The sequence below is a fragment of the Microbacterium sp. PAMC22086 genome (genome assembly GCF_019443525.1).
GTDB classification, from domain to species: domain Bacteria; phylum Actinomycetota; class Actinomycetes; order Actinomycetales; family Microbacteriaceae; genus Microbacterium; species Microbacterium maritypicum.
In genome coordinates, this window is the sequence record NZ_CP080380.1 from 2207462 (window position 1) to 2231523 (window position 24062).

General features: G+C 68.0%; 22 protein-coding genes and 3 pseudogenes. 15 read left to right on the forward strand and 10 right to left on the reverse strand.

Annotated elements, in window-relative coordinates; all coding sequences use genetic code 11:
* Window positions 1-45: 45 nt before the first annotated feature.
* The 6 genes from KY497_RS10980 (at window position 46) to mutM (ending at window position 5139) form a co-directional block, all read left to right on the forward strand.
* Window positions 46-2220, forward strand: a complete 2175-nt coding sequence (locus KY497_RS10980; protein WP_141385974.1) for an ATP-dependent DNA helicase RecG — start codon at window positions 46-48, stop codon at window positions 2218-2220.
* 30 nt (window positions 2221-2250) lie between these two features.
* Window positions 2251-2748 (forward strand): pantetheine-phosphate adenylyltransferase, encoded by a 498-nt coding sequence (coaD, locus tag KY497_RS10985; protein WP_017830756.1) that lies wholly within the window; start codon window positions 2251-2253, stop codon window positions 2746-2748.
* Window positions 2749-2819: 71 nt separating this feature from the next.
* Complete coding sequence (locus KY497_RS10990; RefSeq protein WP_219870338.1) at window positions 2820-3368, forward strand: DUF177 domain-containing protein; 549 nt, start codon at window positions 2820-2822, stop codon at window positions 3366-3368.
* 2 nt (window positions 3369-3370) lie between these two features.
* Window positions 3371-3580: a 50S ribosomal protein L32 gene (gene rpmF, locus KY497_RS10995; protein ID WP_017830754.1), complete on the forward strand. Its 210-nt coding sequence runs from the start codon at window positions 3371-3373 to the stop codon at window positions 3578-3580.
* Between the two features lie 31 nt (window positions 3581-3611).
* Entirely contained in the window at window positions 3612-4283 is a 672-nt protein-coding gene (gene rnc, locus KY497_RS11000; RefSeq protein ID WP_017830753.1) for a ribonuclease III, read from the forward strand.
* Complete coding sequence (gene mutM / locus KY497_RS11005) at window positions 4276-5139, forward strand: bifunctional DNA-formamidopyrimidine glycosylase/DNA-(apurinic or apyrimidinic site) lyase (RefSeq protein WP_219869039.1); 864 nt, start codon at window positions 4276-4278, stop codon at window positions 5137-5139. Before rnc ends, mutM begins: the two co-directional genes overlap by 8 nt.
* Window positions 5140-5153: 14 nt before the next feature.
* Here mutM and KY497_RS11010 read toward each other — a convergent pair whose 3' ends face one another.
* On the reverse strand, window positions 5154-5540 hold the full coding sequence (locus KY497_RS11010; protein ID WP_218682694.1) for a hypothetical protein: 387 nt from the start codon (window positions 5538-5540) through the stop codon (window positions 5154-5156).
* A 231-nt stretch (window positions 5541-5771) separates the two neighbouring features.
* Here KY497_RS11010 and KY497_RS11015 point away from each other — a divergent pair.
* Window positions 5772-6634: pseudogene (locus KY497_RS11015) on the forward strand (IS3 family transposase).
* 335 nt (window positions 6635-6969) lie between these two features.
* Here KY497_RS11015 and KY497_RS11020 read toward each other — a convergent pair.
* A complete protein-coding gene (locus KY497_RS11020) occupies window positions 6970-7512 on the reverse strand; it encodes a hypothetical protein (protein WP_219869040.1) in 543 nt (180 codons plus the stop codon).
* 419 nt (window positions 7513-7931) lie between these two features.
* Between KY497_RS11020 and KY497_RS11025 the strand changes: the two genes are divergently transcribed.
* The 3 genes and pseudogenes from KY497_RS11025 to KY497_RS11035 all read left to right on the forward strand — a co-directional run.
* Window positions 7932-8876: an alpha/beta fold hydrolase gene (locus KY497_RS11025; protein WP_035964342.1), complete on the forward strand. Its 945-nt coding sequence runs from the start codon at window positions 7932-7934 to the stop codon at window positions 8874-8876.
* A gap of 230 nt (window positions 8877-9106) precedes the next feature.
* Window positions 9107-9319, forward strand: a pseudogene (locus KY497_RS11030) (integrase core domain-containing protein); the annotation flags it as partial.
* 8 nt (window positions 9320-9327) lie between these two features.
* A pseudogene (locus tag KY497_RS11035) lies at window positions 9328-9471 on the forward strand (zinc finger domain-containing protein); the annotation flags it as partial.
* Between the two features lie 5 nt (window positions 9472-9476).
* Here KY497_RS11035 and KY497_RS11040 read toward each other — a convergent pair.
* The 6 genes from KY497_RS11040 to KY497_RS11065 all read right to left on the reverse strand — a co-directional run bounded on the left by KY497_RS11040 (window position 9477) and on the right by KY497_RS11065 (window position 14552).
* Window positions 9477-10337 carry a M23 family metallopeptidase gene (locus tag KY497_RS11040; protein WP_219869041.1) on the reverse strand — a complete coding sequence of 287 codons (861 nt, stop codon included), beginning with the start codon at window positions 10335-10337 and terminating at the stop codon, window positions 9477-9479.
* Entirely contained in the window at window positions 10334-10858 is a 525-nt protein-coding gene (locus KY497_RS11045) for a helix-turn-helix transcriptional regulator (RefSeq protein ID WP_258185678.1), read from the reverse strand. Before KY497_RS11045 ends, KY497_RS11040 begins: the two co-directional genes overlap by 4 nt.
* 45 nt (window positions 10859-10903) lie before the next feature.
* Window positions 10904-12226, reverse strand: coding sequence for an FtsX-like permease family protein (locus KY497_RS11050; RefSeq protein ID WP_219869043.1), 1323 nt, complete (start codon window positions 12224-12226; stop codon window positions 10904-10906).
* Window positions 12223-12918 (reverse strand): ABC transporter ATP-binding protein, encoded by a 696-nt coding sequence (locus KY497_RS11055; RefSeq protein WP_055868556.1) that lies wholly within the window; start codon window positions 12916-12918, stop codon window positions 12223-12225. Before KY497_RS11055 ends, KY497_RS11050 begins: the two co-directional genes overlap by 4 nt.
* 101 nt (window positions 12919-13019) lie before the next feature.
* Window positions 13020-14099: a GNAT family N-acetyltransferase gene (locus tag KY497_RS11060; RefSeq protein ID WP_219869044.1), complete on the reverse strand. Its 1080-nt coding sequence runs from the start codon at window positions 14097-14099 to the stop codon at window positions 13020-13022.
* A gap of 168 nt (window positions 14100-14267) precedes the next feature.
* The gene (locus KY497_RS11065) at window positions 14268-14552 is read right to left on the reverse strand and encodes a hypothetical protein (protein ID WP_055868552.1); all 285 of its coding nucleotides are present in this window, start codon (window positions 14550-14552) and stop codon (window positions 14268-14270) included.
* A 528-nt stretch (window positions 14553-15080) separates the two neighbouring features.
* Between KY497_RS11065 and smc the strand changes: the two genes are divergently transcribed.
* From smc to KY497_RS11080, 3 genes are read left to right on the forward strand one after another with little or no spacing between them, the layout of a single operon-like run.
* A complete protein-coding gene (gene smc, locus KY497_RS11070; protein ID WP_219869045.1) occupies window positions 15081-18629 on the forward strand; it encodes a chromosome segregation protein SMC in 3549 nt (1182 codons plus the stop codon).
* Between the two features lie 55 nt (window positions 18630-18684).
* On the forward strand, window positions 18685-19557 hold the full coding sequence (ftsY, locus tag KY497_RS11075; protein WP_141385979.1) for a signal recognition particle-docking protein FtsY: 873 nt from the start codon (window positions 18685-18687) through the stop codon (window positions 19555-19557).
* Between the two features lie 44 nt (window positions 19558-19601).
* Window positions 19602-20102: a DUF2004 domain-containing protein gene (locus KY497_RS11080; RefSeq protein WP_017830742.1), complete on the forward strand. Its 501-nt coding sequence runs from the start codon at window positions 19602-19604 to the stop codon at window positions 20100-20102.
* 24 nt (window positions 20103-20126) lie between these two features.
* Here KY497_RS11080 and lipA read toward each other — a convergent pair whose 3' ends face one another.
* Both lipA and lipB read right to left on the reverse strand, forming a co-directional pair.
* Window positions 20127-21116 (reverse strand): lipoyl synthase, encoded by a 990-nt coding sequence (gene lipA / locus KY497_RS11085; protein ID WP_219869046.1) that lies wholly within the window; start codon window positions 21114-21116, stop codon window positions 20127-20129.
* On the reverse strand, window positions 21113-21766 hold the full coding sequence (gene lipB, locus KY497_RS11090) for a lipoyl(octanoyl) transferase LipB (protein ID WP_219869047.1): 654 nt from the start codon (window positions 21764-21766) through the stop codon (window positions 21113-21115). The genes lipA and lipB overlap by 4 nt, the downstream gene beginning before the upstream one ends.
* Window positions 21767-21865: 99 nt before the next feature.
* Here lipB and KY497_RS11095 point away from each other — a divergent pair, with 99 nt between their 5' ends.
* Both KY497_RS11095 and ffh read left to right on the forward strand, forming a co-directional pair.
* The gene (locus tag KY497_RS11095) at window positions 21866-22450 is read left to right on the forward strand and encodes a TetR/AcrR family transcriptional regulator (RefSeq protein WP_017830739.1); all 585 of its coding nucleotides are present in this window, start codon (window positions 21866-21868) and stop codon (window positions 22448-22450) included.
* 51 nt (window positions 22451-22501) lie between these two features.
* Complete coding sequence (gene ffh, locus KY497_RS11100; RefSeq protein WP_055868542.1) at window positions 22502-24061, forward strand: signal recognition particle protein; 1560 nt, start codon at window positions 22502-22504, stop codon at window positions 24059-24061.
* The last annotated feature ends 1 nt before the right edge of the window (window position 24062 follow it).

A 24062-nucleotide genomic window follows, 5' to 3' on the forward strand; every position in this document is an offset into this window, starting at 1 on the left:
AGCCTGCGTGCCGGCTGTGTCCGTCGTGTTCCCTAGACTCGGAGCATGTCGCTCACGCTCGATTCCTCGTTGGAGGATGCGCTCGGTGCGGCGTCTGCCAAGACGCTCGGTCGCGCCTTCGGCATGCAGAGCGTCGGAGACCTGCTCGCGCACTATCCGCGCCGCTACGCCGACCCTGGCGAGCTCACGCCGATCCGCGACCTGCCCCTCGGAGAGACGGTGACCATCGTCGCCGAGGTTCTCTCCTCGAGCTTCCGTCGCATGCGCAACCGTCCCGGTGCCATGGTCGACGTCGTGATCGGCGACGGGATCGGACGCATGTCGCTGACCTTCTTCGCCAAGAACGTCGGCGCAGCCGAGTGGCGGTCGAAAGATCTCGCAGTGGGACGACGCGGTGTGTTCTCCGGCAAGGTCGGGGAGTTCAACGGGGTGACGCAGTTCGCGCACCCGGAGTACGAGCTGTTCGACGATGAGGATTCCGCTCGGCGCAGTGCCGACGCGCGCGCAGCCGTGCCGATCCCGATCTATCCCGCGACCTCGACGATCCAGACCTGGCAGATAGCCAGACTCATCGGTCGCGTGCTCGACGACCTCGCGGAAGCCCCCGACCCGTTGACCGCGGAGATCCGAGAACGCGAAGAGCTGCTCACCGCTCGCGAGGCTCTCGAACTGGTGCACCGCCCCCGCACCCGGAACGACATCGACCCGGCCGTGCGCACCCTGCGCATGCATGAGGCGCTCACCCTGCAGACGGCGCTCCTCCAGCAGCGGGACGCGATTCGTGCGCTCTCCGCCACGTCGCGGCCTGCGAGCGCGGGCGGGCTGCTGGAACGCTTCGACGCGAGCCTCCCGTACACGCTCACTCCCGATCAGGAGACGGTGGGACGGCAGATCGCCGCTGACCTCGTCGGTGCCTGGCCGATGAACCGTCTCGTTCAGGGCGAAGTCGGATCCGGTAAGACGCTGGTGGCCCTGCGAGCGATGCTGCAGGTGGCCGAGAGCGGCGGCCAGGCCGCGCTGATCGCCCCCACAGAGGTCTTGGCCGGTCAGCATCTGCGCTCGATCGCCAAGATGCTCGGTCCTGATCTCGCGCCGTTGCTGATGCCGACGCTGCTGACTGGTCAGATGCCCGCGGCCGAGCGCCGCAAGGCCGCCCTGCGGGTCGCGTCCGGGCAGGCGCTGATCGTGGTCGGGACCCATGCCCTGCTGGGGGAGAAGACGACGTTCGCCGACCTCGGTCTGGTCGTGGTCGACGAGCAGCACCGCTTCGGTGTCGAGCAGCGCGAGGCTCTGCGGGCGAAGGGCTCGAGTCCTCACGCCCTCGTGCTGACGGCGACGCCGATCCCGCGGACGGTCGCGATGACGGTCTTCGGCGACCTCGACACCTCTGTCATCCGCACCATGCCGGCGGGCCGCGCCGGCATCGAGTCGTTCGTGGCTCCGCTCGCGGAGCACCCCGGGTGGTTCAATCGCGTCTGGGAGCGGGCCGCGGAGGAGATCGCCCAGGGGCGGCAGGTCTTCGCGGTGTGCGCGGCGATCGACACGACTAAGAAGACGGCCGAAGCGGGGGAGCAGCCCGCGCTCGCGCCCGAGGGCGCCTCAGGGCCCCGCTGGGGCGTCGTCCAGCTCGACGAGGCTCTCGCGACCCACCCGACGCTCGGCGGGCTGCGGCGCGCCGTGCTGCACGGTCGTATGCCGTCGGATGAGAAAGACGCCGTGATGCAGTCTTTCGCCCGCGGCGACATCGACCTCCTCCTCGCCACCACGGTGATCGAGGTCGGCGTCGACGTGCCCAACGCGTCGACGATGATCGTCCTCGATGCCGACCGGTTCGGCGTCTCGCAGCTGCACCAGTTGCGCGGGCGAGTCGGTCGAGGCGGCGTCCCCGGGCTCTGCCTCCTCGTGACCGAGGCCGAGGCGGGGTCGCTCGCGCGCGACCGCGTCGATGCTGTCGCCGCGACTCTCGACGGTTTCGCCCTCGCCGAGGTCGATCTGGAGCTGCGCGGTGAGGGTGATGTGCTCGGCGCGGCGCAGGCGGGCGTCCGCTCTTCCCTCAAGCTCCTCCGCGTCGTGAAGGACGCCGGTCTCATCGCCCGGGCGCGTGAGCTGGCCGAGGGCATCCTGTCCGCCGACCCCGACATGGCCGATCACCCGGGCCTTCGCGAGGCGATCGCACGACGTGTGAGCGATGAGGATCGCGCGGCGCTGGCGAAGAACTGACGCGGAACCGACGTGCCCTAGGCTGGAACCATGAGCAGCCGGATCGCCGTCGTCCCGGGTTCCTTCGATCCGCCTACGCTGGGTCACCTCGATGTGATCAGGCGCGCGGCCGCTCTCTATGACGAGCTGCACGTGCTGGTCGTGCACAACCCGGGCAAAGAGGCGATGCTGCCGATCGCGCAGCGGCTCTCCCTGCTGGAGAAGTCGATCGCCGACGACGGCATGCAGGGCAACATCGTCATCGGTTCGTGGAGCATGGGTCTCCTGGTCGATTACGCCCGCGATGTGAACGCCGGTGTGCTGGTGAAGGGCATCCGCTCCCAGATCGACGTCGCGTACGAGTCTCCGATGGCGATCGTTAACCGACACCTCGCCGGCATTGAGACCGTGTTCCTCCTGCCCGACCCCTCGCACGCCATGGTCTCCAGCTCCCTCGTGCGCCAGGTCGCATCTCTCGGCGGCGATGTGACGCCCTTCGTCCCCTCGGCGGTCGCGGCGTTCCTGGATACTGGGTCCCGCGGGCTCTGACGCCCTTCCCTGAACGCGCGGTCAGAGCGACCGTGAGCCCTGGCCGGTAGCATGGAAGCGTGCGCTCTCGAATGAACGGCCCTTTTGTGCTCCCTGCCCGCGACATCGTCCGGCGACCGGGAGAGATGCGCGAACACGAGTTCACCGTCGCTCTCTCCGAGGCGTGGGGTGAGGGGATCGTGTCGTACGAGGCCGGGTCCGAACTCGATCTCGATGTGCGGTTGGAGTCCGTCCACGAGGGCATCCTCGTGTCGGGAATCGCTGATGCGGAATACGCCGGCGTGTGCGGAAGATGCCTGATCGACATCACTCGGCCCGTCGAAGTCGAGTTCCAGGAGCTTTTCGCGTATCCTGGTGAGGAAGAAACTGACTTCGAGGTTCAAGACGACCACGTGGATCTTGAAACTCTCGTCAGGGATGCGGCCGTACTGGCACTTCCTTTTCAGCCGGTGTGTCAGCCGGATTGCCCGGGTCTCGACCCGAAAACGGGTGAACGACTGACCGTGAGCACCGGAACGGAGCAGGCCGCTCCCATCGATCCTCGGTGGAGTGCGCTCCAGAACATCACAGACCAAGACGGCACGGAAGAATCTCGTGCCGCCGAGAAAGAAGAGAGCTAGTCATGGCTGGTAACCCCCCGAAGCGCAAGGTATCCCGTTCGAACACCCGCTCGCGCCGCGCGCAGTGGAAGGCGGCGCCCGTCGCGCTCGTCAAGACGATCGAGAACGGCCAGGTCGTCTACAGCCGTCCCCACCAGGCGAAGGTCGTCACCGACTCGCAGGGTACGGAGCTCTTCCTGGAGTACAAGGGCCGCAAGGTCGCCGACGTCTGAATCGCGTACGGTGACGGAGGTCCCCGGGGGGATGAGGCCTCTCCCAGATAAGCTCCGCGTCGATATCGACGCGGAGCTTCTGGAGTTGGCCCTCACTCATCGCTCGTACGCGTACGAGCACGGCGCCATCCCGCACAACGAGCGTCTCGAGTTCCTCGGGGACTCGGTGCTCGGTCAGGCCGTCACCGTCATGCTGTTCACCACGCACCCTGATCTCGATGAGGGCGAGCTGGCCAAGCGGCGCGCGAGCGTCGTGTCGACCGTCGCCCTCGCCGAAGTCGCGCGCGGGATCGATCTCGGTAGTCATCTTCTGCTCGGACGCGGTGAGGAGCAGACGGGCGGTCGCGACAAGGACTCGATCCTCGCCGACACGATGGAAGCCGTCATCGGGGCCACCTACCTCTCGGCCGGGCCCGAAGCCGCGACAGAGCTCGTGCTGCGTCTGACGAAGCCGCTGCTGGCCGACCCGGAACGCTACGGCGCCGCGATGGATCCGAAGACCAGTCTGCAGGAGCTGGCCGCCCGTGTCGGTGCGACGCCTCCCCGCTACTCGGTGGAAGCGAGCGGGCCCGATCACGACCGGCGGTTCGTCGCGACCGTCATCGTGGGCGATGTGAGCATGACCGGCGCGGGCAGCAGCAAGAAGACGGCCGAGATGGCTGCGGCCCTCAGTGCCTGGCGCACCCTCAGCGAGCGTGCCTGAGCTTCCTGAGGTCGAGGTCGTCCGTGCGGGCCTCGCCCCGGCTGCCGTCGGATCCCTGATCACCGCGGTGAGCGTGTTCGATGAACGCGCGCTCACGCGGCACGTCGCGGGTGCCGCTGATTTCGTCGGTCGGCTCGAAGGACGCACCTTCACCGCAGCGTCCCGCCGGGGCAAGTTCCTCTGGCTCCCGCTCGACGACGGCGACTCCGCGCTGATCGCGCACCTCGGGATGAGCGGCCAGATGCTGCTTCGTGCTCCCGATGCGGGCGCCGAACGCCATGAGCGCGTGCGCATCGGCATCGAGCATCCGACCCACGGCGAACTCGCGATCGTGTTCGCCGACCAGCGGACTTTCGGCTCGCTGGCGGTGGACGCACTGATCGACGACGCAGGATCGCGGATCCCCACCCAGGTCGCGCATATCGCCCGTGACCCGCTGGATCCTCGTTTCGATGATCCGGCTTTCCGTGCTGCTCTGGCCAGACGGGCGAGCGCGATCAAGCGCGTGCTGCTCGACCAGGGGGTCGTGAGCGGGATCGGCAACATCTACGCCGACGAGTCGCTGTGGGCTGCGCGCATCCACCCGGAGACGCCCGCCGCCAGCCTGTCGACACAGGCCGTGCGCCGGCTGCTCGCCGAGGTGCGCCTCGTGCTCGCGAAGGCCCTCGCCGAGGGCGGCACCAGCTTCGATGCGCAGTACGTCAACGTCAACGGTCAGGCCGGCTACTTCGCGCACTCGCTCAACGCCTACGGGCAGCAGGTCAAGCCGTGCCCTCGATGCGGCACGTCGATCGTCCGCGAGAGTTTTATGAATCGCGGGTCGCACTTCTGTCCGCGGTGCCAGCGACGGCCGTGAGGAGGTACTGAGGCTCAGCCGTTGAGCAGTACCGATGCGATTGTGCTGTCATTCATCGTTGCGACCGCATACACTCCGTCGTCGAAACCATAGGCGAGGGAAACGCTGGGAGCATTCGCCTCTGAATCCCAAACGGCGCTGAGCGAGCTGAGCTCACACCTGGCGAACATGTTCCGGTCTGCCTCGCAGGGCCGTTCGGCCGCGACTTCGGCATGCAGTAGCGACGGCTCTTTCTGCTGCACGAACGCAAAGGCTGCGCCTACAGCCTGCAGCGCTCTCTTCGTTTTCTCGTCGTCAAGCGGGCAGTCGAAGATGACGCCGGATGAATATGTGCTGTCAGCGATTTCTATCGTGCAACGGTAGAACGTGGGCCCCAAAGCTTCGAACTGGAGGTCGGCCATCGGCCCAGTCTAGAGGTCGTCGCCTCGCCTGGTTTGAGGATCAACATCCTCCGTGTAAGGGGCCCTGCGATGTTCGCGCTTCTCCGGTGGCTCGGACCCATGAGGACAAGCTCGCCAGGTCAACGTGACTAACTGTGCCAGTCGGGCTGGGCTGACCCCGTTTGGTAGGTCCGGTGGTTGTGTGAGTGGTCCTGTTGCCCGGGGGGTCCGGGCAGTGAGACTGGTCAGATCATGACGAACAGCAGGAAGCGTCACACCTCGGAGCAGGTCGTCCGTAAGCTCGGGCGGGCCGACAGGATGCTCGCGGGCGGTAGCGACATCGCCGGGGTGTGTCGAGAGCTCGGAGTGTCCGAGCAGACGTACTACCGGTGGCGTTGCGGGACTGGCTGCGGGCGTATGCGAAGAAGCACCCGCGGTGGGGATACCGCAGGGCCTACCACGATGCCCGCGGCGAGGGGTGGGTCGTGAACCACAAGAAGATCCAACGGCTCTGGCGCGAGGAAGGGCTGCGCGTCCCGCAGCGGCGTCGCCGCAAACGCGTTGGGTCTTCGACCGTCGACGCCCCGGCAGCGGTCGCACCGAACCTCGTGTGGGCGGTGGACTTCCAGTTCGACGCGGACGAGCAGGGCCGTCCGATCAAGATCTGCTCCATCGTCGACGAGCACACCCGCGAGTGCATCGGCGGGCTCGTCGAACGGTCGCTCACCGCGGACCGGCTCACCGCCCCCCTCGAGGACCTCGTCGCCGTCCGCGGCGCCCCCGCGGTGCTCCGATCCGACAACGGCCCCGAGTTCATCAGCGACGCGATGGCCGACTGGGCCGGCACCCGCACCGGCCTGTTCTACATCCCGCCCGGCTCGCCCTGGCACAACGGGTACGTCGAGTCGTTCAACAGCAGGCTCCGCGACGAGTGCCTGAACATCAACAGCTTCTACTCGCTGCTCCACGCCCAGGTCGTGATCGGCGACTGGAAGACCGAATACAACCACGACCGCCGGCATTCATCGCTCGGCTACCTCGCACCCGTCGACTACGCTCGGCAATGCACCCATCAATCGGAAACCGACGACTCGCACAGCGACCGGACCGAATGAAGGGGGCGGCCCAGCCTCCCCCGGCATCTCGGGGGAACGTTCACAGTGTTCTCACGCGAAGGGACGCTGCTGCACGACGCGGAGAAGAGGTGCCAGGCCGCCCCGCAACGCCGCGCGGGTCCCAGGATCACCGAGAGGCTGCCGCCGAATTCGATGGCCGGGTCGAGTGATTCGACCCATGAGGGCGCCGGTCCCGGACTCACCCCCGAGGGGCGGAGCCGACATGCGGCGACGGCGCCACCCTCGCAAGGGCGACGCGTCGCTCGGCCGGGCTCGGCGATGCAGGCCCGCCACAGGTGGGCGTGGTGGTGATGGCCACGCCCACCTGTGGTCGCTCAGGAGCGGGCGAAGAACATCTGGTTGACGGACTTGTTCGCACCCCAGGCGGAGGTGGGGCGGGCGCCCTTGCCGAGCTCCCACGCGATCGTCACCGAGCGAGCACGCGTGATGGAACGCAGGCGCGAACCGGTGTGCACGTCACCCACACGCGAGGACGTCTTGGCGTTGATCACGGCCATGACCTGCGCCTTGCTCGCGTCGGCGGGCACCCGCACCGTCACGAACTGCCAGTTGTTCGCGCCCCAGAGGGCGCGGTCCTCGCGGTAACGCAGCACGCCGTCGTCGTCGAGGCGCGCCACGACCCGGGCCTGAGCCGCGGTCTTGGGCATGTACCGGTCCACCCGGAAGGTGCGCTGCACCGCCTTCACTGCGGGGACGCTCGGACGGGTCGTCGGGCGCGTGGTGGCGTGGTCGTGGGGCGCGTCGTCGGCGCGGGCACCGTAGTCGCGGGCGACGTGGGCCGCGGCGTGATCGCCGGGACCGAGGTCGTCGGCGCCGGGCTCGTCGGCCGGGGGGCCGTCGTCGGGTACACGCAGCACCGGAGCGGGGACGCCGTTTCTCCATGTGATGTCCCGTGTCGCCTGTCTGATCGACCCCGGCCTCACCTTCCTTAGCCGCGATGCCGAGGCCTGGTCCACGTTCTGCGGGCCGTCCGGGCGTGGACGGGCACGCCCGGCGCCGGCACAGAGCGTCCGAAGTGCCACGGGGCGGGCCGGCAGGCATGATCCGGGCGGGACGCGGCCCCCCACCGGGGGTGACCCTGCCGGGCCGCCGGGTCCGGACCCGGTCACGCGGCTCTCGGGACGGGCTGGGCGCGTACCTGCCGCTCTCAGCGCCCGCGACAGGGAGTTCCGCGAGTGGGCGACGGAGGTCGGGGGCCGGACATCCCGTTGTCGGCAGGTACGGTAGGGTCATACCGTCGAGCTCCCCGCCCGAGGGGCATGACGAGGAGGTCAGCATGGCTCTGCGCGAACTCGAGTTCACGTCGCACAACGGCACCGACACCATCCAGGCCTGGGTGTACGAACCGGCGGTCACGCCGGTGGCGGTGGTCCAGCTCATCCACGGTCTCGGCGAGCACTCCCGCCGGTACCTGCACATGACGGCCGCGCTGGTGGATGCGGGGTTCGTCGTGGTCGCGGACGATCACGCGGGTCACGGTCGGACGGCGATGCAGTCGGGGACGTGGGGTGACGCCGGTGACGAGTCGGCGACGGTCATCGTGCAGGACGAGGTGACGCTGTACCGGAAGGCCAAGGAGCTGTTCCCCGACCTGCCGTACGTGGTGTTCGGCCACAGCCTGGGGTCGATGATCGCGCGGGCGCTGGTGCTGCAGCCGGGTGTCGAGGTCGACGGGCTCGCGCTGGGCGGTATCGCCGTGGGCATGCGCGGTGTCGAGTCGACGCTGGATCGCGAGGCCCTGAAGGCTGCCGTGGCGGCCGACGGTTCCGCCCCCGCTGCGGATGCGTTGGTGGGCCAGCTGTTCGACGGCTTCTACGACCGCCTCGGCCCGGACTTCGGCCCGACGGACTGGGTGGCGCGCAACGCGGACGTCGTCCGTGATCACGGCCGCGACCCCTTCAACAACTTCGGCGCCCCCTTGAGCAACCGGTTCCTGCAGGGCTTCGTCGACGTGTACGACCAGGCCAACGGCGACGACTTCTTCGACCGCCTTCCGCAGGTTCCCGTCGCGATCTTCGCGGGCGCGGAGGACCCGGTGACCAACTACGGCGAGGGTGCGCGCGAGGTCGCCCGGCGCCTGGAGGAGAAGGGCCACGACGTCGAACTCCACATCTACCCCGACGTCCGCCACGAGGTTCACAACGAGCCCGAGACCCGCGCCGAGATGGAGAACTCCCTCATCGAGTTCGTCCACCGCGCCGCCGGGCGGGACGACGCCTGACCCCCGAGGCGCACCCGGCCGCTCGCGCCCAAGCACCGTGACGGGGCCCTGCCGTGAGGATCGTCTCTCGGCAGGGCCCCGTCGGTGATGTGAGGTCTCAGGCCATGACGGGACGCACGCGTCGCCCAGCGAGGGGCTCGTCCATGGTGACCTCGCGAAGCGGAGGATGTCGCCGGTGGCGCAGCGAGGGCGAGAGGCCTGGCCACGGGCATCCTCGCCGAAGTGAAGGCGAGGATGCCGAGAGCAGGCTCCGCGACGAGTGCCTGAACATCAACAGCTTCAACTCGCTGCTCCACGCCCAGGTCGTGATCGGCGACTGGAAGACCGAATACAACCACGACCGCCGGCATTCATCGCTCGGCTACCTCGCACCCGTCGACTACGCTCGGCAATGCACCCATCAATCGGAAACCGACGACTCGCACAGCGACCGGACCGAATGAAGGGGGCGGCCCAGGGCTACTTCGCGCACTCGCTCAACGCCTACGGGCAGCAGGGCAAGCCGTGCCCTCGATGCGGCACGTCGATCGTGCGCGAGAGCTTCATGAACCGGGGTTCGCACTTCTGCCCGCGGTGCCAGCGGCTGCGCACGTAGAGCGGCTACCCGCGCGCGACCGCGGCGATCATGTGCTGCCCCGTTCCGGGGAGAGCCGCGAGAGGACCGCCCTCGTCGAGGACGACGTCGACGAACAGCATCGGTAGGCCTTGAGCCGTCCACGGCGATGCTCTATCCATGAGCTGCGCGTGGACATGCGGTTCACTGCTGTTTCCGGAGTTCCCACAACGTGCGATCCGGGTCCCGGCGCGTACCGTCTCACCGACCTTCACGGCGACGGACCCCTGCTCCAGGTGAGCCACGGTCGCGAAGTCGCCGTTCGCCCCACGGATCGTCACGTGGTTGCCCAAGATGAATCCGGGTCCGCCGAGCTCGCGCACCGCTCCCTCGATCAGCATGTAGGCGATCGCCAACCCGCTAGATCGGGCTCGATGGTCGCGCCGCCAGTCGGTGGCGCGCACGACGACGCCGTCGATCATGGCGAACACCGGCTCGCCGAAGGCGGGGTACTCCCGCGCCGGCCGCATGGCGGACCCGCTGCCGAACGACGGGCGGGCGGTGTCGTCGGGTTCGTGCACGAGATCGATGGCGTACGCCTGTCCGTACAGACGGATGCCGTGGCTGGGAACCTTGGTCGCAGGACTGTTCACGCTCAGCCACCGCCCGGACACCGGAGCCGAGATCGCCACGGCCTCTCTGGTCGGAATCAGGCGTGGCCCGATGAAGACCAGAAGCACGCAGACGGCCAGCACACCGACCGAGATGACGGCGACGATGCTCCTCGCCTGACGAGCGCCATCGCCCAGGCTGATCCCACTGGTGAAGGCGATGGCGACGAGGATGAGAGCGGTGACGCCGTAGAGAGCCCCGCGCACACGGTAGAGGGCGAGCAGGATGCGCCTCATCGTTCTGCTCCGAGCACGCACGCGAGCAGGGGCACGATGCGTGCGGCCGGCACCTCATAGCTGCCGCGCCCACTCTGGCGCACCCATCCTGCCGACACGAGCTGGCGCAGATGATGATGCAGTTGTCCGGTCGTCCCGAGGCCGTCGACGGCGGCGAGCTCCGACGTGGCGTGGGTTCCCGAGACGATATGACGAAGGAGCTCGAGGCGCACAGGGTGTCCGAGCGCCGCGAAGACGGATGCGCGTTCCGCCCACGTGGCCTCCAGCTGTCCTGCGGTTCCCACGGTCTGCTGCCAGGACACCGGTGCTCCCGTCGGCGACGTCAGCGCGCCGACGAGCATCACCGCTCCCTCTGTCGTCGAGGCGTCATCGGGGAGGCGCGCCTGCAAGCCGTTCAACGCCCAGAAACCGCCCTCGTCGAAGGGCGCGCTGTGTGAGACGTGGCGCGTCTGCTCCAGCACTGCCACCCGCTCGCTCAGAGCAAGTAGTGCTTCGCGGAGCTGGGAGATCTCATCACTCACGGTCGAATAATACGTCATTACGTAGTATTCGACCATGAGTCGCTTTCACACGGTCTGGAAGGAACGCTGCAGTAGTGGGCGCGTGGCCCACGTGGTGGCCCAGACCACGCCGATCCCGACCGATACGACGGCGGCGATGGTCATCAGCGAGAGTGGGGCCGTGATGAGCGCGATCCCGACGAGCGGGAAGACCAGGACGGCTGCGACCAGCGCCGACCCGATCGCCGTGACCAGCAGAGGCGACATGATCGCGCGACGACGCGCCCGATCCACGGTCTCGATCGGCATGCCCAGGTGGTGCAGGCTGCGGTGCAGGTCGCGCTGGTCGAGCACATCGGACGCCTGATTGACCCCGACCGACGCCGCGACCATCAGGAACGAGCCGATGAGTGTGATGATGAGCCCGGTGCGGATGTCGTCGGCGAGGGCGATGTCGGACGCGGCGGCGTCGGCGGTGCTCATCATGTTCAGCAGGGCGACTCCCGTGCCGGCGAACACGGCCATGAAGCTCGCCATCGCGATGCCTCCGACCTGACGCCAGGCCGCCTTCGGAGAATCCAGCACGATCCGCGCGGCGAGCAGTCGCTCGGGACGTTCGGCGCGGCGCAGCTGGCGTCCCGCTGAGACTTTGAGCACCCACGGGCCGACCAGATTCAGCACCGCCAACGCAGCTGCGAACAGCCCGGCGAGGATGACGATCGTCATCAACAGGCCGCCGACCGAGGGGAACACCTTGATCAGCACGAAGGCGATTGCGATCGCACCGGCGGCGATCACGGCGCGAATCCAGTGCACCGGTGGCACATCCGTGCGCGTGCGCACGCCCAAGGGCGAGATGACGACGCGTCGAAGGCCGATGACGGCACTGGTGGCTGCGAGTGCGAGCACGGCCGCGACGACGATCACGGTCTGCGGCGGCGGAAGGACCACGGCTGCGAACCCGAGTGCTTCGCCCCGGAACGGGATCAGCCCGATGAGAGGGCTGATCGCGACGTGCCCGATGACACCGGCGAGAGCGCCGACCGCAGCCACGAGCACCGACTCCGCCACGGTGGCGATCGTGACTCCGGCCGGTGACACTCCGAGCAGGCGGAGGGTGGAGAGCCGCTCGTCTCGTCGACGTGCGGAGAGCCGGGCCGCCGCGCCACCGAGGGACATCAGCGGCACCACCAGCAGGACCAGCGCGATGGCCGCGAGGGCCTGGTAGAGGGGAGCGATCTCATCCGTCCATCCCCAGAAGGACTGCGCACCCCCGATGACCGTGAGGACCAGCATCGTCACCACGGCGAAGGCGACCACCGGCAGCGCGAGGACGCTGTTCTGGCCGGGAGCAGGCCGCAGCAGGAGGGCGAGGACGTTGCGGTTCATGCGGCCACCGCCGACGAGATGATGCGTCCGTCGCGCACGGCGACCGTGCGTGTGCAGCGGGCGGCGACGTCGGGATCGTGCGTGACCACGACGAGTGTGCGTCCCTGCCCGGTCGTCGACCACAGGAGGGCGTCCATGACCTCGGAGGACGTCGTCGAATCGAGGGCACCCGTGGGCTCGTCGGCGAAGACGAGCTCTGCGCCGGTCGCCTGAGCGCGGGCGATGGCGACGCGCTGGGCCTGTCCGCCGGAGAGCTCGCCGATGCGACGATCCTCCATCCCGGCGAGCCCGAGAGCCGCGAGCCACGACGCCGCGTGCTGCACGGCGTCCTGGCGGCGGACGCCGTTGATCATGGACGCCAGCGCGACGTTCTCCACTGCCGTCAGCTCGGGGATGAGAAGACCCTGTTGGAAGACGAACCCGAACCTCTCGCGACGCAGACGGGAGCGCGCGGACTCGCTGAGCGCGGTCACCTCGATGGGGGCGCCCTCGGCGGGGCGGAAGACGACGCTGCCGGCATCAGGCGCCGTGATTCCAGCCAGCACGTGCAGGAGCGTCGTCTTGCCGGAGCCGGAGGCGCCCATGATCGCCACGGATTCGCCTCGATGGATCGCCAGATCGACGCCGGCGAGAGCGCGCGTGGTCCCGAAGGTCTTGATGAGGGCGTGGGCTTCGATCACGGGAGTGTTCATGCTTCCAGCCTCGCCACCCGCCGCGGTGCCGTCATCGCTCCGGCGGATGACGGTGCGGACCCGACGTCATCCCGAAGAATGAGATCGGGTCCGCGCGCTCGTCAGATCATCTTCTGCCACGCCCCGGCGTACGAGACGGGCACGAAGCCGATCGCCTCGTTGATGCTCAGCATCGGCCTGTTCTCCTCCGCATTGAAGGTCGAGACGACGGTGGAGTGCGGCATCAGCTCGCGCCAGCGAAGCAGGTTCGCGCACTTCACGATCGTGCCCAGACGATGCCCGCGGTGGTCCTTGCGCACCAGGGTGCCGTACTGTTCCGTGACACCGGTGCGGTCCGCGGCGATGACCAGCTCGTTGTAGGCGACGAGCTCTCCCGTCGGAACGTGCTGTACCGCGACCACGGAGACGGCTTGACCGGAGCTCAGGATCCTCGCCTCCCGGCGGGCGACGCGATCGGCGTCCCAGCTCTCCTCGGCGAAGTCCATGTCGCCGCTCGGCGCATCCGTCGACAGCCGGGCGAGGACGTCCGCGAAGCCGTCCCGGAGTTCGGGCGGAGTCGGCATATCCCATTCGAGGACGCGGTAGTCGGGGCCGGCGAACGCGGTCGCGTCCGTCAGCGCTGCGCGCAGGGGAGCGGGGTCCGCGTGGAGGTCGTACTCGCTGTTGCGCTCGACCTGCTCGAGCACGTAGCCGTCGCTCTCGACGAGGTCGGAGAGCGGAGTCGCCGGGATCCGTCCCCACTTCGTGCGCGGCACGAGCATGCGCTCAGTGCCCTCCGGACGATGCAGCGTCCAGGTCTGCAGGACGTTTCGATCATGTACCCGCGCCTCGGCTTCTGCCTGCGCGAGCAGGGCATCCTCGATGCCCTGCCCCCAGTGTTCGCGCGGCACCAGCAGGTCGAACTCGATCGCGTGAGCCTCATCTTCGAGGGCGATGTAGATCGTGATCATGCCGACGATCTGCCCGTCGATGCGGGCGACGAACCCCCGGTGGAGTGCGTCTGTCTGGTCCTGCCATCCGGGCAGCATCTGCTCGGCTGTGGAGGCGAGATCGGGGAGGCCGACCAGTTCATCGCAGATCTGGCGGTTGAGTGCGGCGCAGGCGCGGAAGTCGGCCGCGTCATCGGCGTCCAGGGAGACCGGCACGATCAGCGGCGTGATCGTCGGTTCGACGGTCGTCATGTGATGTTTCCTTCGTAGGTGTTTCCAGCGGGTGAGCTCCGCGACGGGCGGAGCGGGGGAGAGTGCCGGCGGTGAGGCCCCGGCGATGGTTCCCCGCCGCCGCCCGCACGGAGCAGGCGGGGGTGGGGAACCATCGGAGGAGAGACGAGCATCACCGACGCCCGATCATCAGCGCATTCCGCGCTGCAGGTCGAACATCAGCAGTGCCTGGGATTCCGCGGCGGAGCGATGACGCTGCTCACCGAGCAGAAGCATGTCTGCCGGATCGATGTGCAGGCCGCGGCGCGGACGCCGGGGGCGCTGCGCCCTCTGGAAGAGCCAGAGGCCGATCCGGAGGGAGAGACGATCTGCGAGCGACAGGCGACGCAGCTCGTCGGGGTGGGGGATCTGGAGGACCTCGCGGTCCTCGATATCGGGCGGGTGGATGTCGCTGCGATGCAACGTGGTGTTCACGATGGTTCCTTCGAGAGAAAGGCGGTGATGGATGCGGAAGCACCGCACGTCGACCGAGGAAGCGGCCAGGAGCGATGCGGAAGAACGCGGGGCGACGGGGTCACGCAAAAGTGGCCCCGCACGCGGGGATGAGCCGGGACCTGGGATGCAGGTCAGCAGACGGGGCGCGGAAGAGCCGACCGGATAGAGCCCACTACGGGCACGGAATCTCGGTGTGCGGTTCTACGAGAGAGCGCTGATGCGGACGCCGGCGGTTACCGAGAACGCGTGGCGCGGCGCGAAGTGCGCGGGCGCGGCGAGGCCAGTGGCCTGTGCGTTGAGCTGAGTCGTAATCATCGGTAACCTCCTTTCGTGTGGCGATCCGGACGCAACCGTAGCGAATCCAGCGGGCGGGCGTCAAGCACATGTGGTCCCGCTCGGCGTGTCGTCTGGTGCTCGAGTTCTCTCGCCGCCCGCGCGGGATAAGGCTGAAACCGCGTGATTCCGGTAGCGTAGCCGCGTGATTCTCCCCGGACGAGCGGTGCCCGCATGCATCTGAAGAGCCTGACTCTCAAGGGGTTCAAGTCGTTCGCGCAGCCGACGAGTTTCGTCTTCGAGCCCGGTGTCACCTGCATCGTCGGTCCGAACGGCTCGGGCAAGTCGAATGTCGTCGACGCCCTGGCCTGGGTGATGGGCGAGCAGGGTGCGAAGACGCTGCGTGGCGGCAAGATGGAAGACGTCATCTTCGCCGGAACGTCGACGCGCGGTCCGCTCGGTCGCGCCGAGGTGCAGCTGACGATCGACAACGCCGACGGCGCGTTGCCGATCGAGTACGCCGAGGTGACGATCAGCCGTACGCTCTTCCGCAACGGTTCCAGTGAGTACGCGATCAACGGCGAGGGATGCCGTCTCCTCGATGTGCAGGAGCTTCTGAGCGACTCCGGCCTGGGCCGCGAGATGCACGTGATCGTCGGCCAGGGCCGTCTCGACACGGTGCTCCAGGCGTCTCCGGAAGATCGCCGCGGGTTCATCGAGGAAGCGGCGGGAATCTTGAAGCACCGCCGACGCAAGGAGAAGACCCTCCGCAAGCTCGATGCGATGGAGACCAACCTCACCCGCCTGAGCGACCTCGCCGGCGAGATCCGCAGGCAGCTCAAGCCGTTGGGACGCCAGGCCGAGATCGCCCGGGAGGCGCAGACGATCGCTGCGGTCGTGCGCGATGCCAAGGCTCGTATCTTCGCCGATGACGTCGTCGCCCTGCGCGCCGCACTCGCGGATCACACGCGCACGGAGCACGAGCGCCACACCGAGCGGCTGGTGCTCTCAGACCAGGCCGAGACCGTGCGCGCGAGCATCGCGCGACTGGAGCAGGATCAGAATTCCGTCGCCGTCGACGAGGCACGCAGCGTGGCGTTCGGCCTCGAGCAGGTGCAGGAGCGCATGCGTGGCCTCTTCACGCTCGCGAATCAGCGGCTCGCCCTCCTCGGTACCGAAGACGACGACGCCGCGGTCACCGCGGTCACGGTCACGCAGGCCACGATCGACGAGGCCAAGGAGGAGATCGATCTGATCTCGGCCGGTCTCGGAGATGCCCAGGATGCGGCGGCAGCGGCCAGTCGCGAAGTGGTGCACGCGCGTGCCGAACTCGACACGCTCGACGTCGACATCGCCGAGCAGAGCGCCCTCGTCTCCGCATACGACATGCGGGTGTCGGCTCTGCGCGGAACTGCGGATGCCGCCGCATCCGCCCTCGCTGCTGTCCGGGGAGCGGTGCTCCGTCAGGAGAACGCCCTCGAGGCGGCGAACGTGCGCCGACTCGAGGCCGCGCAGGCCCTCGAGTCCATCGACGACGCGGAGGCGCCCGAAGGAACGGCGGCCGAACACGCGGCCGCCTACGAGAGCGCACAGCGCGCCGCGACGGCTGCGGAGTCCGAGCGCGAGGCCCTTCGGGAGCGCCTGCACGCCGCCGAGCGCGAAGTCGACTCTCTGACGGCGAAGGCATCGGCTCTGAGCAGCGCGCTCGCATTGTCGGGTGGCGCTGCCGAGATCGTCAGAGCGGGTGGCAAGGGCGTGCGCGGCCTCGTCGGCGATGCCGTGCAGGTGCGCGCCGGTTTCGAGGCCGCTATCGCCGCGGTCCTCGGTCCGCTCGCGGAGGGCGTGCTCATCGACACGGCTGCCGACGCTTTCGCACTGGCGATGGATGCAGCGGAGCAGCGGAGGGGCGTGGTCGACTTCGTCATCGCTGACGCGTTCAGACCCGACCCGGTGCTCCCCGTCGTCGCAGGGGTCACGCCCGCCGTCGACACGGTCACGGCTCCCGACGGCGTGCTCGGCGTGTTGTCTCATGTGCTGATCGCCGACGATCTGGACTCGGCGCGGGCGGCACGAGCGGCTCTCGATGCGACGGGCGACACCTTCACGACCATCGTCACGGTCGCGGGTGAGGTCGTCACGGCCCAGACCTTGCGCACTGGTTCCGGGGGAGAGCGCTCCCGCTTGGAGCTCGCTGCCGAGAGGGACGCCGCGACCGAGCGGCTCGCCGAGATCCAGATCGTCGTCGACTCACTCCGCGAAGCGCGCGAGGAGGCGAACGAGGCGGTCGAGACGACCAGACGTCAGGCCAAGGACGCGTTGCGGGCACTTCGGGAGCACGATGCGGCTCTGGCCACCCACGCCGAGCAGGTCAACCGCGTCACGGTGCGCCACGAATCCGCTGTCGCCGAGTGCGAGCGCCTCGAGACGGGGCTCGCACAGGCGCAGTCCGCCGTCGCCGAGGCCGAGGCCAAGGCCGAGTCGGCGAAGGCGGCGCTGGACGACGCGATCTCCGCGCCGCGTCCCGTGCTCGATGCCTCCGCGCGAGATGGGCTGCTCGAAGCTTTGGAACTCGCACGAGAGGGTGAGGTACGGGCACGGCTCGAGATCGAGACCCTGCGTGAGCGCGTGCGTGCGGCGCAGTCGAGGGTCACGAGCCTGGAGCGGCAGCGCGAGCACGAGAGGGATGCCGCGGCCGAGTCTGCGCGCCGAGCGGTCATCCGCCGTGCGCAGCGAGAGGCGGCGTCGGGTGTGGCCGAAGAACTGCCTCGCATCCTCGACTCACTGGATCGCTCGGTCACGGAGGCACGCCTCGCTCTGCGCGAGGCTGAAGCTGCGCGATCGGCGCAGAATCAGGAACTCGTCGCCCTGCGCGCGCAGGAGAGCTCTCTTCGGGAGCGGCTCGCCGGACTCACCGAGAGCGTGCACGGACTCGAGCTGCAGATTCACGAGAAGAAGCTCCACCTGAACAGCCTTCTCGAGCGCGTCGCTTCCGAGCTGGCTCTCGACGAAGATATTCTCGTTGCGGAATATGGTCCTGACCAGCTGGTCCCGCGCGATCCGGGCGTGGCGCCGCACGACGGCGATGAGCACACGGATGACACGGCCATACCGTTCGACCGTCGCATCCAGCAGCGTCGTCTCGCCGAAGCGGAGCGCAAACTCGCCCAGCTCGGTCGCGTGAACCCGCTGGCACTCGAGGAGTTCGCCGCTCTCGAGCAGCGGCACTCCTTCCTCACCGAGCAGCTGGCCGACCTCACCCAGACGCGCCAAGACCTCCTGACGATCATCACCGATCTCGATGAGCGGATGCAGACGATCTTCGCCAGTGCCTTCGAAGACACGAAGGAGGCGTTCGGGCAGGTCTTCCCTCTGCTGTTCCCCGGTGGGACAGGGAGCATCTCGCTGACGGACCCCGACAACATGCTGACGACGGGCATCGAGGTGTCCGTCCGGCCGGTCGGGAAGAAGATCGAGCGCCTCTCCCTCCTCTCCGGCGGGGAGCGGTCGTTGGCGGCCGTGGCGCTGCTGGTCGCGATCTTCAAGGCGCGGCCGAGCCCGTTCTACATCCTGGACGAGGTCGAGGCCGCTCTGGACGATGCGAACCTCGGCCGGCTGCTCACCGTCTTCGAGCAGCTGAGGGAGAGCTCGCAGCTGCTGGTCATCACGCATCAGAAGCGCACCATGGAGATCGCCGATGCGCTCTACGGCGTCTCGATGCGCCAGGACGGCGTCTCGGCGGTCGTGGGGCAGCGTGTCGGAGATCGGGCGGCGGCGGCCGTTTAGCGGATCGAACCGCCTCGCGCGGAGCATCCACCCGCGCAACCCGTAGGCTGGAGTGATGGCGGAGAAGTCCTGGTCTCTTGGTCGCGCACTGCGCGGCATGTTCGTCAAGCCCACCATCGATGAGACGACCTGGGAGGACCTCGAAACGGCTCTCATCACAGCCGACTTCGGACCTGACATCAGCGAGCGCGTCGTCGACGAGCTGCGCGTGAAGGTCGAACGGTACCGCACCACCGACCCCAAGGATCTTCAGCGCATGCTGCGGGAGACCCTCGAGGAGCACTTCGCCAAGTTCGACACGACGCTGAAGCTCACCGAGCGTCCCGCTGTCGTGCTCGTCGTGGGTGTCAACGGCGTGGGCAAGACGACGACCATCGGCAAGTTCACGAAGTTTCTTCGCGGCTATCAGCGCAGCGTGGTCGTGGGCGCGGCCGACACTTTCCGCGCGGCAGCGGTCGAGCAGCTCGCGACCTGGGCGCAGCGCGGCGGGGCCGCGATCGTGCGTCCGCAGCAGGAGGGGCAGGACCCGGCATCCGTCGCCTTCCAGACGGTCGAGTACGCCAAGCGTGAAGGCATCGAGATCGCCATCATCGACACGGCGGGGCGTCTGCACACCAAGGGCGGCCTCATGGATGAGCTCTCGAAGGTCCGGCGCGTGATCGAGAAGCAGGCCCCGATCAGTGAGGTGCTCCTCGTGCTCGATGCCACCACGGGCCAGAACGGCGTGATGCAGGCCGAGGCTTTCCTCGAGCACGCCGGCGTCACCGGACTCGTCCTCACCAAGCTCGACGGCTCTGCCAAGGGCGGCTTCGTGCTGGCCGTGCAGGAGCGCACCGGGATCCCGGTCAAGCTACTCGGCCAGGGCGAGGGGATCGACGATCTGACCGGTTTCACCCCCCATGTGTTCGTCCAGTCATTGGTCGGTTGATGACGGGACTACCGCAGTGAGCACGAGGCTGGTTTCATAGCGTTATGGCGATCGAACACGACTACTTCGGACTCCTGTCCTCGGGTCCCGACGGCTCGATCTTCTGGTCGGAGACCGTGGAGCTCGGCGACCAGAGCGTCACCGTCGATCTGACCGCGCCGGATCAGGACGACGTGTCCGCCGACGCGCTCGACATCGCCGCCTCGCTCATCGCTGGCTTGGAGAGCGTCGACGACACCGCCCGGCGCGGCATGCTCGCCGAAGTCGACGACCGCACCAGTGAGGTGACCGAGTACATCCTTCAGCAGCAGGAGACGTACGGCGATGATCTTCCCGACGTCCTCGTCGACGTGTCCGGCGACGCGGCGGTCGACATCATCCGTTCCCTGCGCCTGATGAGCATGACCATCCTCGCTGATGAGCACGGAGGATCCGAGCCCTTCGCGGTGCTCGAGTACGCCCTCGACGACAGCTCGACGGACGACGTGCTGCTGGTGAACCTCGGCTCGGACGGCAGCGTGCAGTCCGTCATGAGCGCGGACTGAGCCACACCCCGGAGCGCGTCCGAGTCAGACGGCCTGGGCGAAACCGAGGTCTGCGCTGTCCGCGATGTGCGACAGGTGGGCGGGGATCTCGCGGCCCTTCGACCGCATCGACTGCGCCCACAGACGCCCGGCCCGATACGAGGACCGCACAAGGGGACCGGCGAGGACGCCGAGGAAACCGATACGCTCCGCCTCCTCCTTGAACTCGACGAACTCCGCGGGCTTCACCCACCGCGAGACCGGGAGATGACGAGGTGAGGGGCGCAGGTACTGCGTGATCGTGATGATGTCGCATCCGGCCTCGTGCAGGTCGTTCAGCGCCTGGACGACCTCTTCCGGCTCCTCGCCCATCCCGAGGATGAGGTTCGACTTGGTGATCAGCCCCGCGTCTCGCGCCTGGGTGAGCACGTTCAGGGACCGCTCGTAGCGGAAGGCGGGACGGATGCGCTTGAAGATGCGGGGTACGGTCTCGACGTTGTGCGCGAACACCTCCGGGCGGGCGTCGAAGATCTGACCGAGGAATGCCGGATCGGCGTTGTGCTCGTTCGCGAGCAGCTCGACACCGGTGTTCGGATTGAGCTCGTGGATCTTGCGCACCGTCTCGGCGTTGAGCCATGCGCCGGTGTCTGGCAGGTCGTCGCGCGCCACGCTCGTCACGGTCGCGTAGCGCAGGTTCATGCGGACCACGCTCTCGGCGACACGACGCGGCTCATCGGTGTCGTAGTCGGCGGGCTTCCCGGTGTCGATCTGGCAGAAGTCGCACCGGCGCGTGCACTGAGAACCGCCGATGAGGAAGGTCGCCTCCCGGTCCTCCCAGCATTCGTAGATGTTCGGGCAGCCGGCCTCCTGGCACACCGTGTGCAGATCCTCGCTCTTCACGAGGGAGTGCAGGGCCGTGTACTCGGGGCCCATCTTCGCCTTGGTCTTGATCCACTCCGGTTTGCGCTCGATCGGCGTCTCGGCGTTGCGGATCTCCAGGCGCAGGAGCTTGCGCCCCTCGGGTGCGGCGGTCATGCGGTGGCTCCTGTCAGTTCAGTGGTCGCGTACTCGGCCAGGAAGGCGCGGGTGACGGCGTCGACGAGGTCGAGCGGGGAGACGGCGGAGCCGGCCACCTCGCTCACCGTCGTGACCCCGGCGTCGGTGATCCCGCACGGGATGATTCCGCGAAACCCGATCAGCGAGTTGTCGCAGTTGATGGCGAAGCCGTGCATCGTCACTCCCTGTTGCACGCGCACCCCGATCGCTGCGACCTTGTCTTCGGAGAGCGGTCGGCGCACCCAGACGCCGCTTCTGCCGTCGACCTGATAGCCGTCGACGCCGAACGGGCGCAGCACATCGATGAGCACGCGCTCGAGCCGACGCACATGGGCGACGACATCGATGGGCTCGACGAGGCGGACGATCGGATATCCCACGAGTTGCCCGGGGCCGTGCCAGGTGATCTTGCCGCCGCGATCGACGTCGATCACGGGAGTCCCGTCCTGTGGGCGCTCCTGCGGTTCCGTCCGCTTTCCCGCGGTGTACACCGCCTCATGCTCGAGGAGGATCAGTGTATCCGGACGTGTACGTCCGACGACATCGGCGTGGATACGGCGCTGAAGATCCCATCCGTCGAGGTACGGTACGGGCGTCGGAGCGAATCCAGGGGTGAGGATCTCGAGCATCGCAGAACCGCTTTCCTTGAGTAAATGGACTGGGAACAACAATACCCCTCCGCACTGCCGACGGCGTCGTCGTGGTGGTCCTCGCGGTAGCGTGAGGGCATGAGTTCCCCTGGCAGGGCCGGTCGCCCCAAGGCGTCTTCGCGAGAGACGCTCGCAGAAGCTGCGTGCGAGCTCTTCCTCGAACGCGGATACGACGCCACGTCCGTCGCTGACATCACCCAGCGCGCCGGCGTCAGCCGATCCAGCTTCTTCAACTACTTCGCTTCGAAGAGCGACGTGCTGTGGTCGGGTGTCGACGAGCGCATCGGTCAGGCCATCGCTTCTCTCGAGCGGCTCGACAGGGCCGCGACCGGCGACGAGGTTCGCGACATCCTGCTGCGTGTGGTGCACGACTTCGCCCCTGATCCGCTCGCGCTCGCTCTTCGGAACGCTCGGGCGATGGGGTTGGAGGACGAGCTCGTCCGCGACACCGGACTCCGCCTCGCCCGCCTGTCCACGGCGGTGTCGCGTGCGGCGTCCGCCGCCGGGGTCGATGTCATCCGCGCCGATATCCTGGGGGCCGCTCACGCGGCGGCGGTGCTGTCATCCTTGCGGGTCTGGGCGGAACAGGGAGCCGGACGCGGCACTCCCGAGACCGTCCTCCGGGAAGCGCTGGGGACGATCCACGACCTGCCCTGGTCCTGAGTCCGCACGGCGCTGAGCAACCGGCCTCCGCTCGCGTAGAATCAGAGCACCATGGCTACATTTGGCACGCTCTCCGATCGGCTCACCGAGACCTTCCGCAATCTGCGCACGAAGGGAAAGCTCACCGCGGCCGACGTCGACGGCACCGTGCGCGAGATCCGACGCGCCCTGCTCGACGCCGACGTCGCGCTCGTGGTCGTCAAGGAATTCACGGCGAAGGTGCGCGAACGCGCCCTCGGCGACGAGGTCAACAAGGCGCTGAACCCCGCCCAGCAGGTCGTGCAGATCGTCAACGAGGAACTCGTGCAGATCCTCGGCGGAGAGCAGCGTCGTCTGCAGTTCGCGAAGACCGCGCCGACCGTGATCATGCTCGCGGGCCTGCAGGGCTCCGGTAAGACCACCTTCGCAGGCAAGCTCGCCAAGCAGCTCGAGGGTGAGGGGCACACGCCGCTGCTCGTCGCGGCTGACCTCCAGCGCCCGAACGCGGTCACCCAGCTCCAGGTCGTCGCGGAGCAGGCCGGCGCATCGGTCTACGCACCGGAGCCGGGCAACGGCGTCGGTGATCCCGTGAAGGTGTCGCGTGACGGCGTCGAGTACGCGCGACGGCAGCAGCACGACGTCGTGATCATCGACACCGCCGGCCGTCTCGGCGTCGATGCCGAGCTCATGAAGCAGGCCGCCGACATCCGCAAGGCTGTGAACCCGGATGAGGTCCTGTTCGTCATCGACGCGATGATCGGTCAGGACGCCGTGAACACCGCCAAGGCGTTCCAGGAGGGTGTCGACTTCACCGGAGTCGTGCTGTCGAAGCTCGACGGCGACGCCCGCGGTGGCGCCGCACTCTCGGTGGCCTCCGTCACCGGCCGCCCGATCATCTTCGCTTCGACCGGCGAGCGCCTCGAAGACCTCGAGCCGTTCCACCCCGACCGCATGGCGAGCCGCATCCTCGACCTCGGCGACATCCTGACCCTCATCGAGCAGGCGCAGCAGGCCTTCGATGAGGAAGAGGCCATGAAGATGGCCGAGAAGCTTGCGACCGAGGCCTTCACGCTCGAGGACTTCCTCGACCAGCTTCAGCAGATGAAGAAGATGGGCTCGATGAAGAAGATGCTCGGGATGCTCCCGGGCATGGGGCAGATGAAACAGCAGCTCGAAGACTTCGACGAGCGTGAGATCGACCGCACCGAAGCCATCATCCGCTCGATGACGCCGGGCGAGCGACGCAACCCCAAGGTCCTGAACGGATCACGCCGTCTGCGTATCGCACGCGGATCCGGAATGACGGTCACCGATGTCAACCAGCTCGTGCAGCGCTTCGAGCAGGCCGCGAAGATGATGAAGACCGTTGCTCGTGGCGGCACCCCCAACATTCCCGGTATGGGGGCCGTTCCCGGCATGGGGCGTCCCGGTGCATCTTCCAAGCGCGGCAAGAAGGCCAAGTCCTCCGGCGGCTCCCGCTCGGGAAACCCCGCCAAGCGCGCGGCCGAGAATGCGGGGATCGCGTCATCCGCGACGCCCACCGGTTCCGGGTTCGGTCTCGGCGGCGGAGCGGCGAAGGCTCCGAGCGAGGCGGACCTCGCGGAGATCCAGAAGCTCTTCGGCAAGAGCTGAG

Bases quoted from the DNA above. Each gene is read 5' to 3' on its own strand.
- smc (WP_219869045.1), top strand. From the start codon at position 15,081: ATGCATCTGAAGAGCCTGACTCTCAAGGGGTTCAAGTCGTTCGCGCAG.
- rnc (WP_017830753.1), top strand. From the start codon at position 3,612: ATGAGGCCTCTCCCAGATAAGCTCCGCGTCGATATCGACGCGGAGCTT.
- ffh (WP_055868542.1), top strand. From the start codon at position 22,502: ATGGCTACATTTGGCACGCTCTCCGATCGGCTCACCGAGACCTTCCGC.
- lipB (WP_219869047.1), bottom strand. From the start codon at position 21,766: ATGCTCGAGATCCTCACCCCTGGATTCGCTCCGACGCCCGTACCGTAC.
- lipA (WP_219869046.1), bottom strand. From the start codon at position 21,116: ATGACCGCCGCACCCGAGGGGCGCAAGCTCCTGCGCCTGGAGATCCGC.
- ftsY (WP_141385979.1), top strand. From the start codon at position 18,685: ATGGCGGAGAAGTCCTGGTCTCTTGGTCGCGCACTGCGCGGCATGTTC.
- KY497_RS11010 (WP_218682694.1), bottom strand. From the start codon at position 5,540: ATGGCCGACCTCCAGTTCGAAGCTTTGGGGCCCACGTTCTACCGTTGC.
- KY497_RS10990 (WP_219870338.1), top strand. From the start codon at position 2,820: ATGAACGGCCCTTTTGTGCTCCCTGCCCGCGACATCGTCCGGCGACCG.
- KY497_RS10980 (WP_141385974.1), top strand. From the start codon at position 46: ATGTCGCTCACGCTCGATTCCTCGTTGGAGGATGCGCTCGGTGCGGCG.
- KY497_RS11055 (WP_055868556.1), bottom strand. From the start codon at position 12,918: ATGAACACTCCCGTGATCGAAGCCCACGCCCTCATCAAGACCTTCGGG.
- KY497_RS11060 (WP_219869044.1), bottom strand. From the start codon at position 14,099: ATGACGACCGTCGAACCGACGATCACGCCGCTGATCGTGCCGGTCTCC.
- coaD (WP_017830756.1), top strand. From the start codon at position 2,251: ATGAGCAGCCGGATCGCCGTCGTCCCGGGTTCCTTCGATCCGCCTACG.
- KY497_RS11040 (WP_219869041.1), bottom strand. From the start codon at position 10,337: ATGAGGCGCATCCTGCTCGCCCTCTACCGTGTGCGCGGGGCTCTCTAC.
- rpmF (WP_017830754.1), top strand. From the start codon at position 3,371: ATGGCTGGTAACCCCCCGAAGCGCAAGGTATCCCGTTCGAACACCCGC.
- KY497_RS11080 (WP_017830742.1), top strand. From the start codon at position 19,602: ATGGCGATCGAACACGACTACTTCGGACTCCTGTCCTCGGGTCCCGAC.
- KY497_RS11050 (WP_219869043.1), bottom strand. From the start codon at position 12,226: ATGAACCGCAACGTCCTCGCCCTCCTGCTGCGGCCTGCTCCCGGCCAG.
- KY497_RS11025 (WP_035964342.1), top strand. From the start codon at position 7,932: ATGGCTCTGCGCGAACTCGAGTTCACGTCGCACAACGGCACCGACACC.
- KY497_RS11095 (WP_017830739.1), top strand. From the start codon at position 21,866: ATGAGTTCCCCTGGCAGGGCCGGTCGCCCCAAGGCGTCTTCGCGAGAG.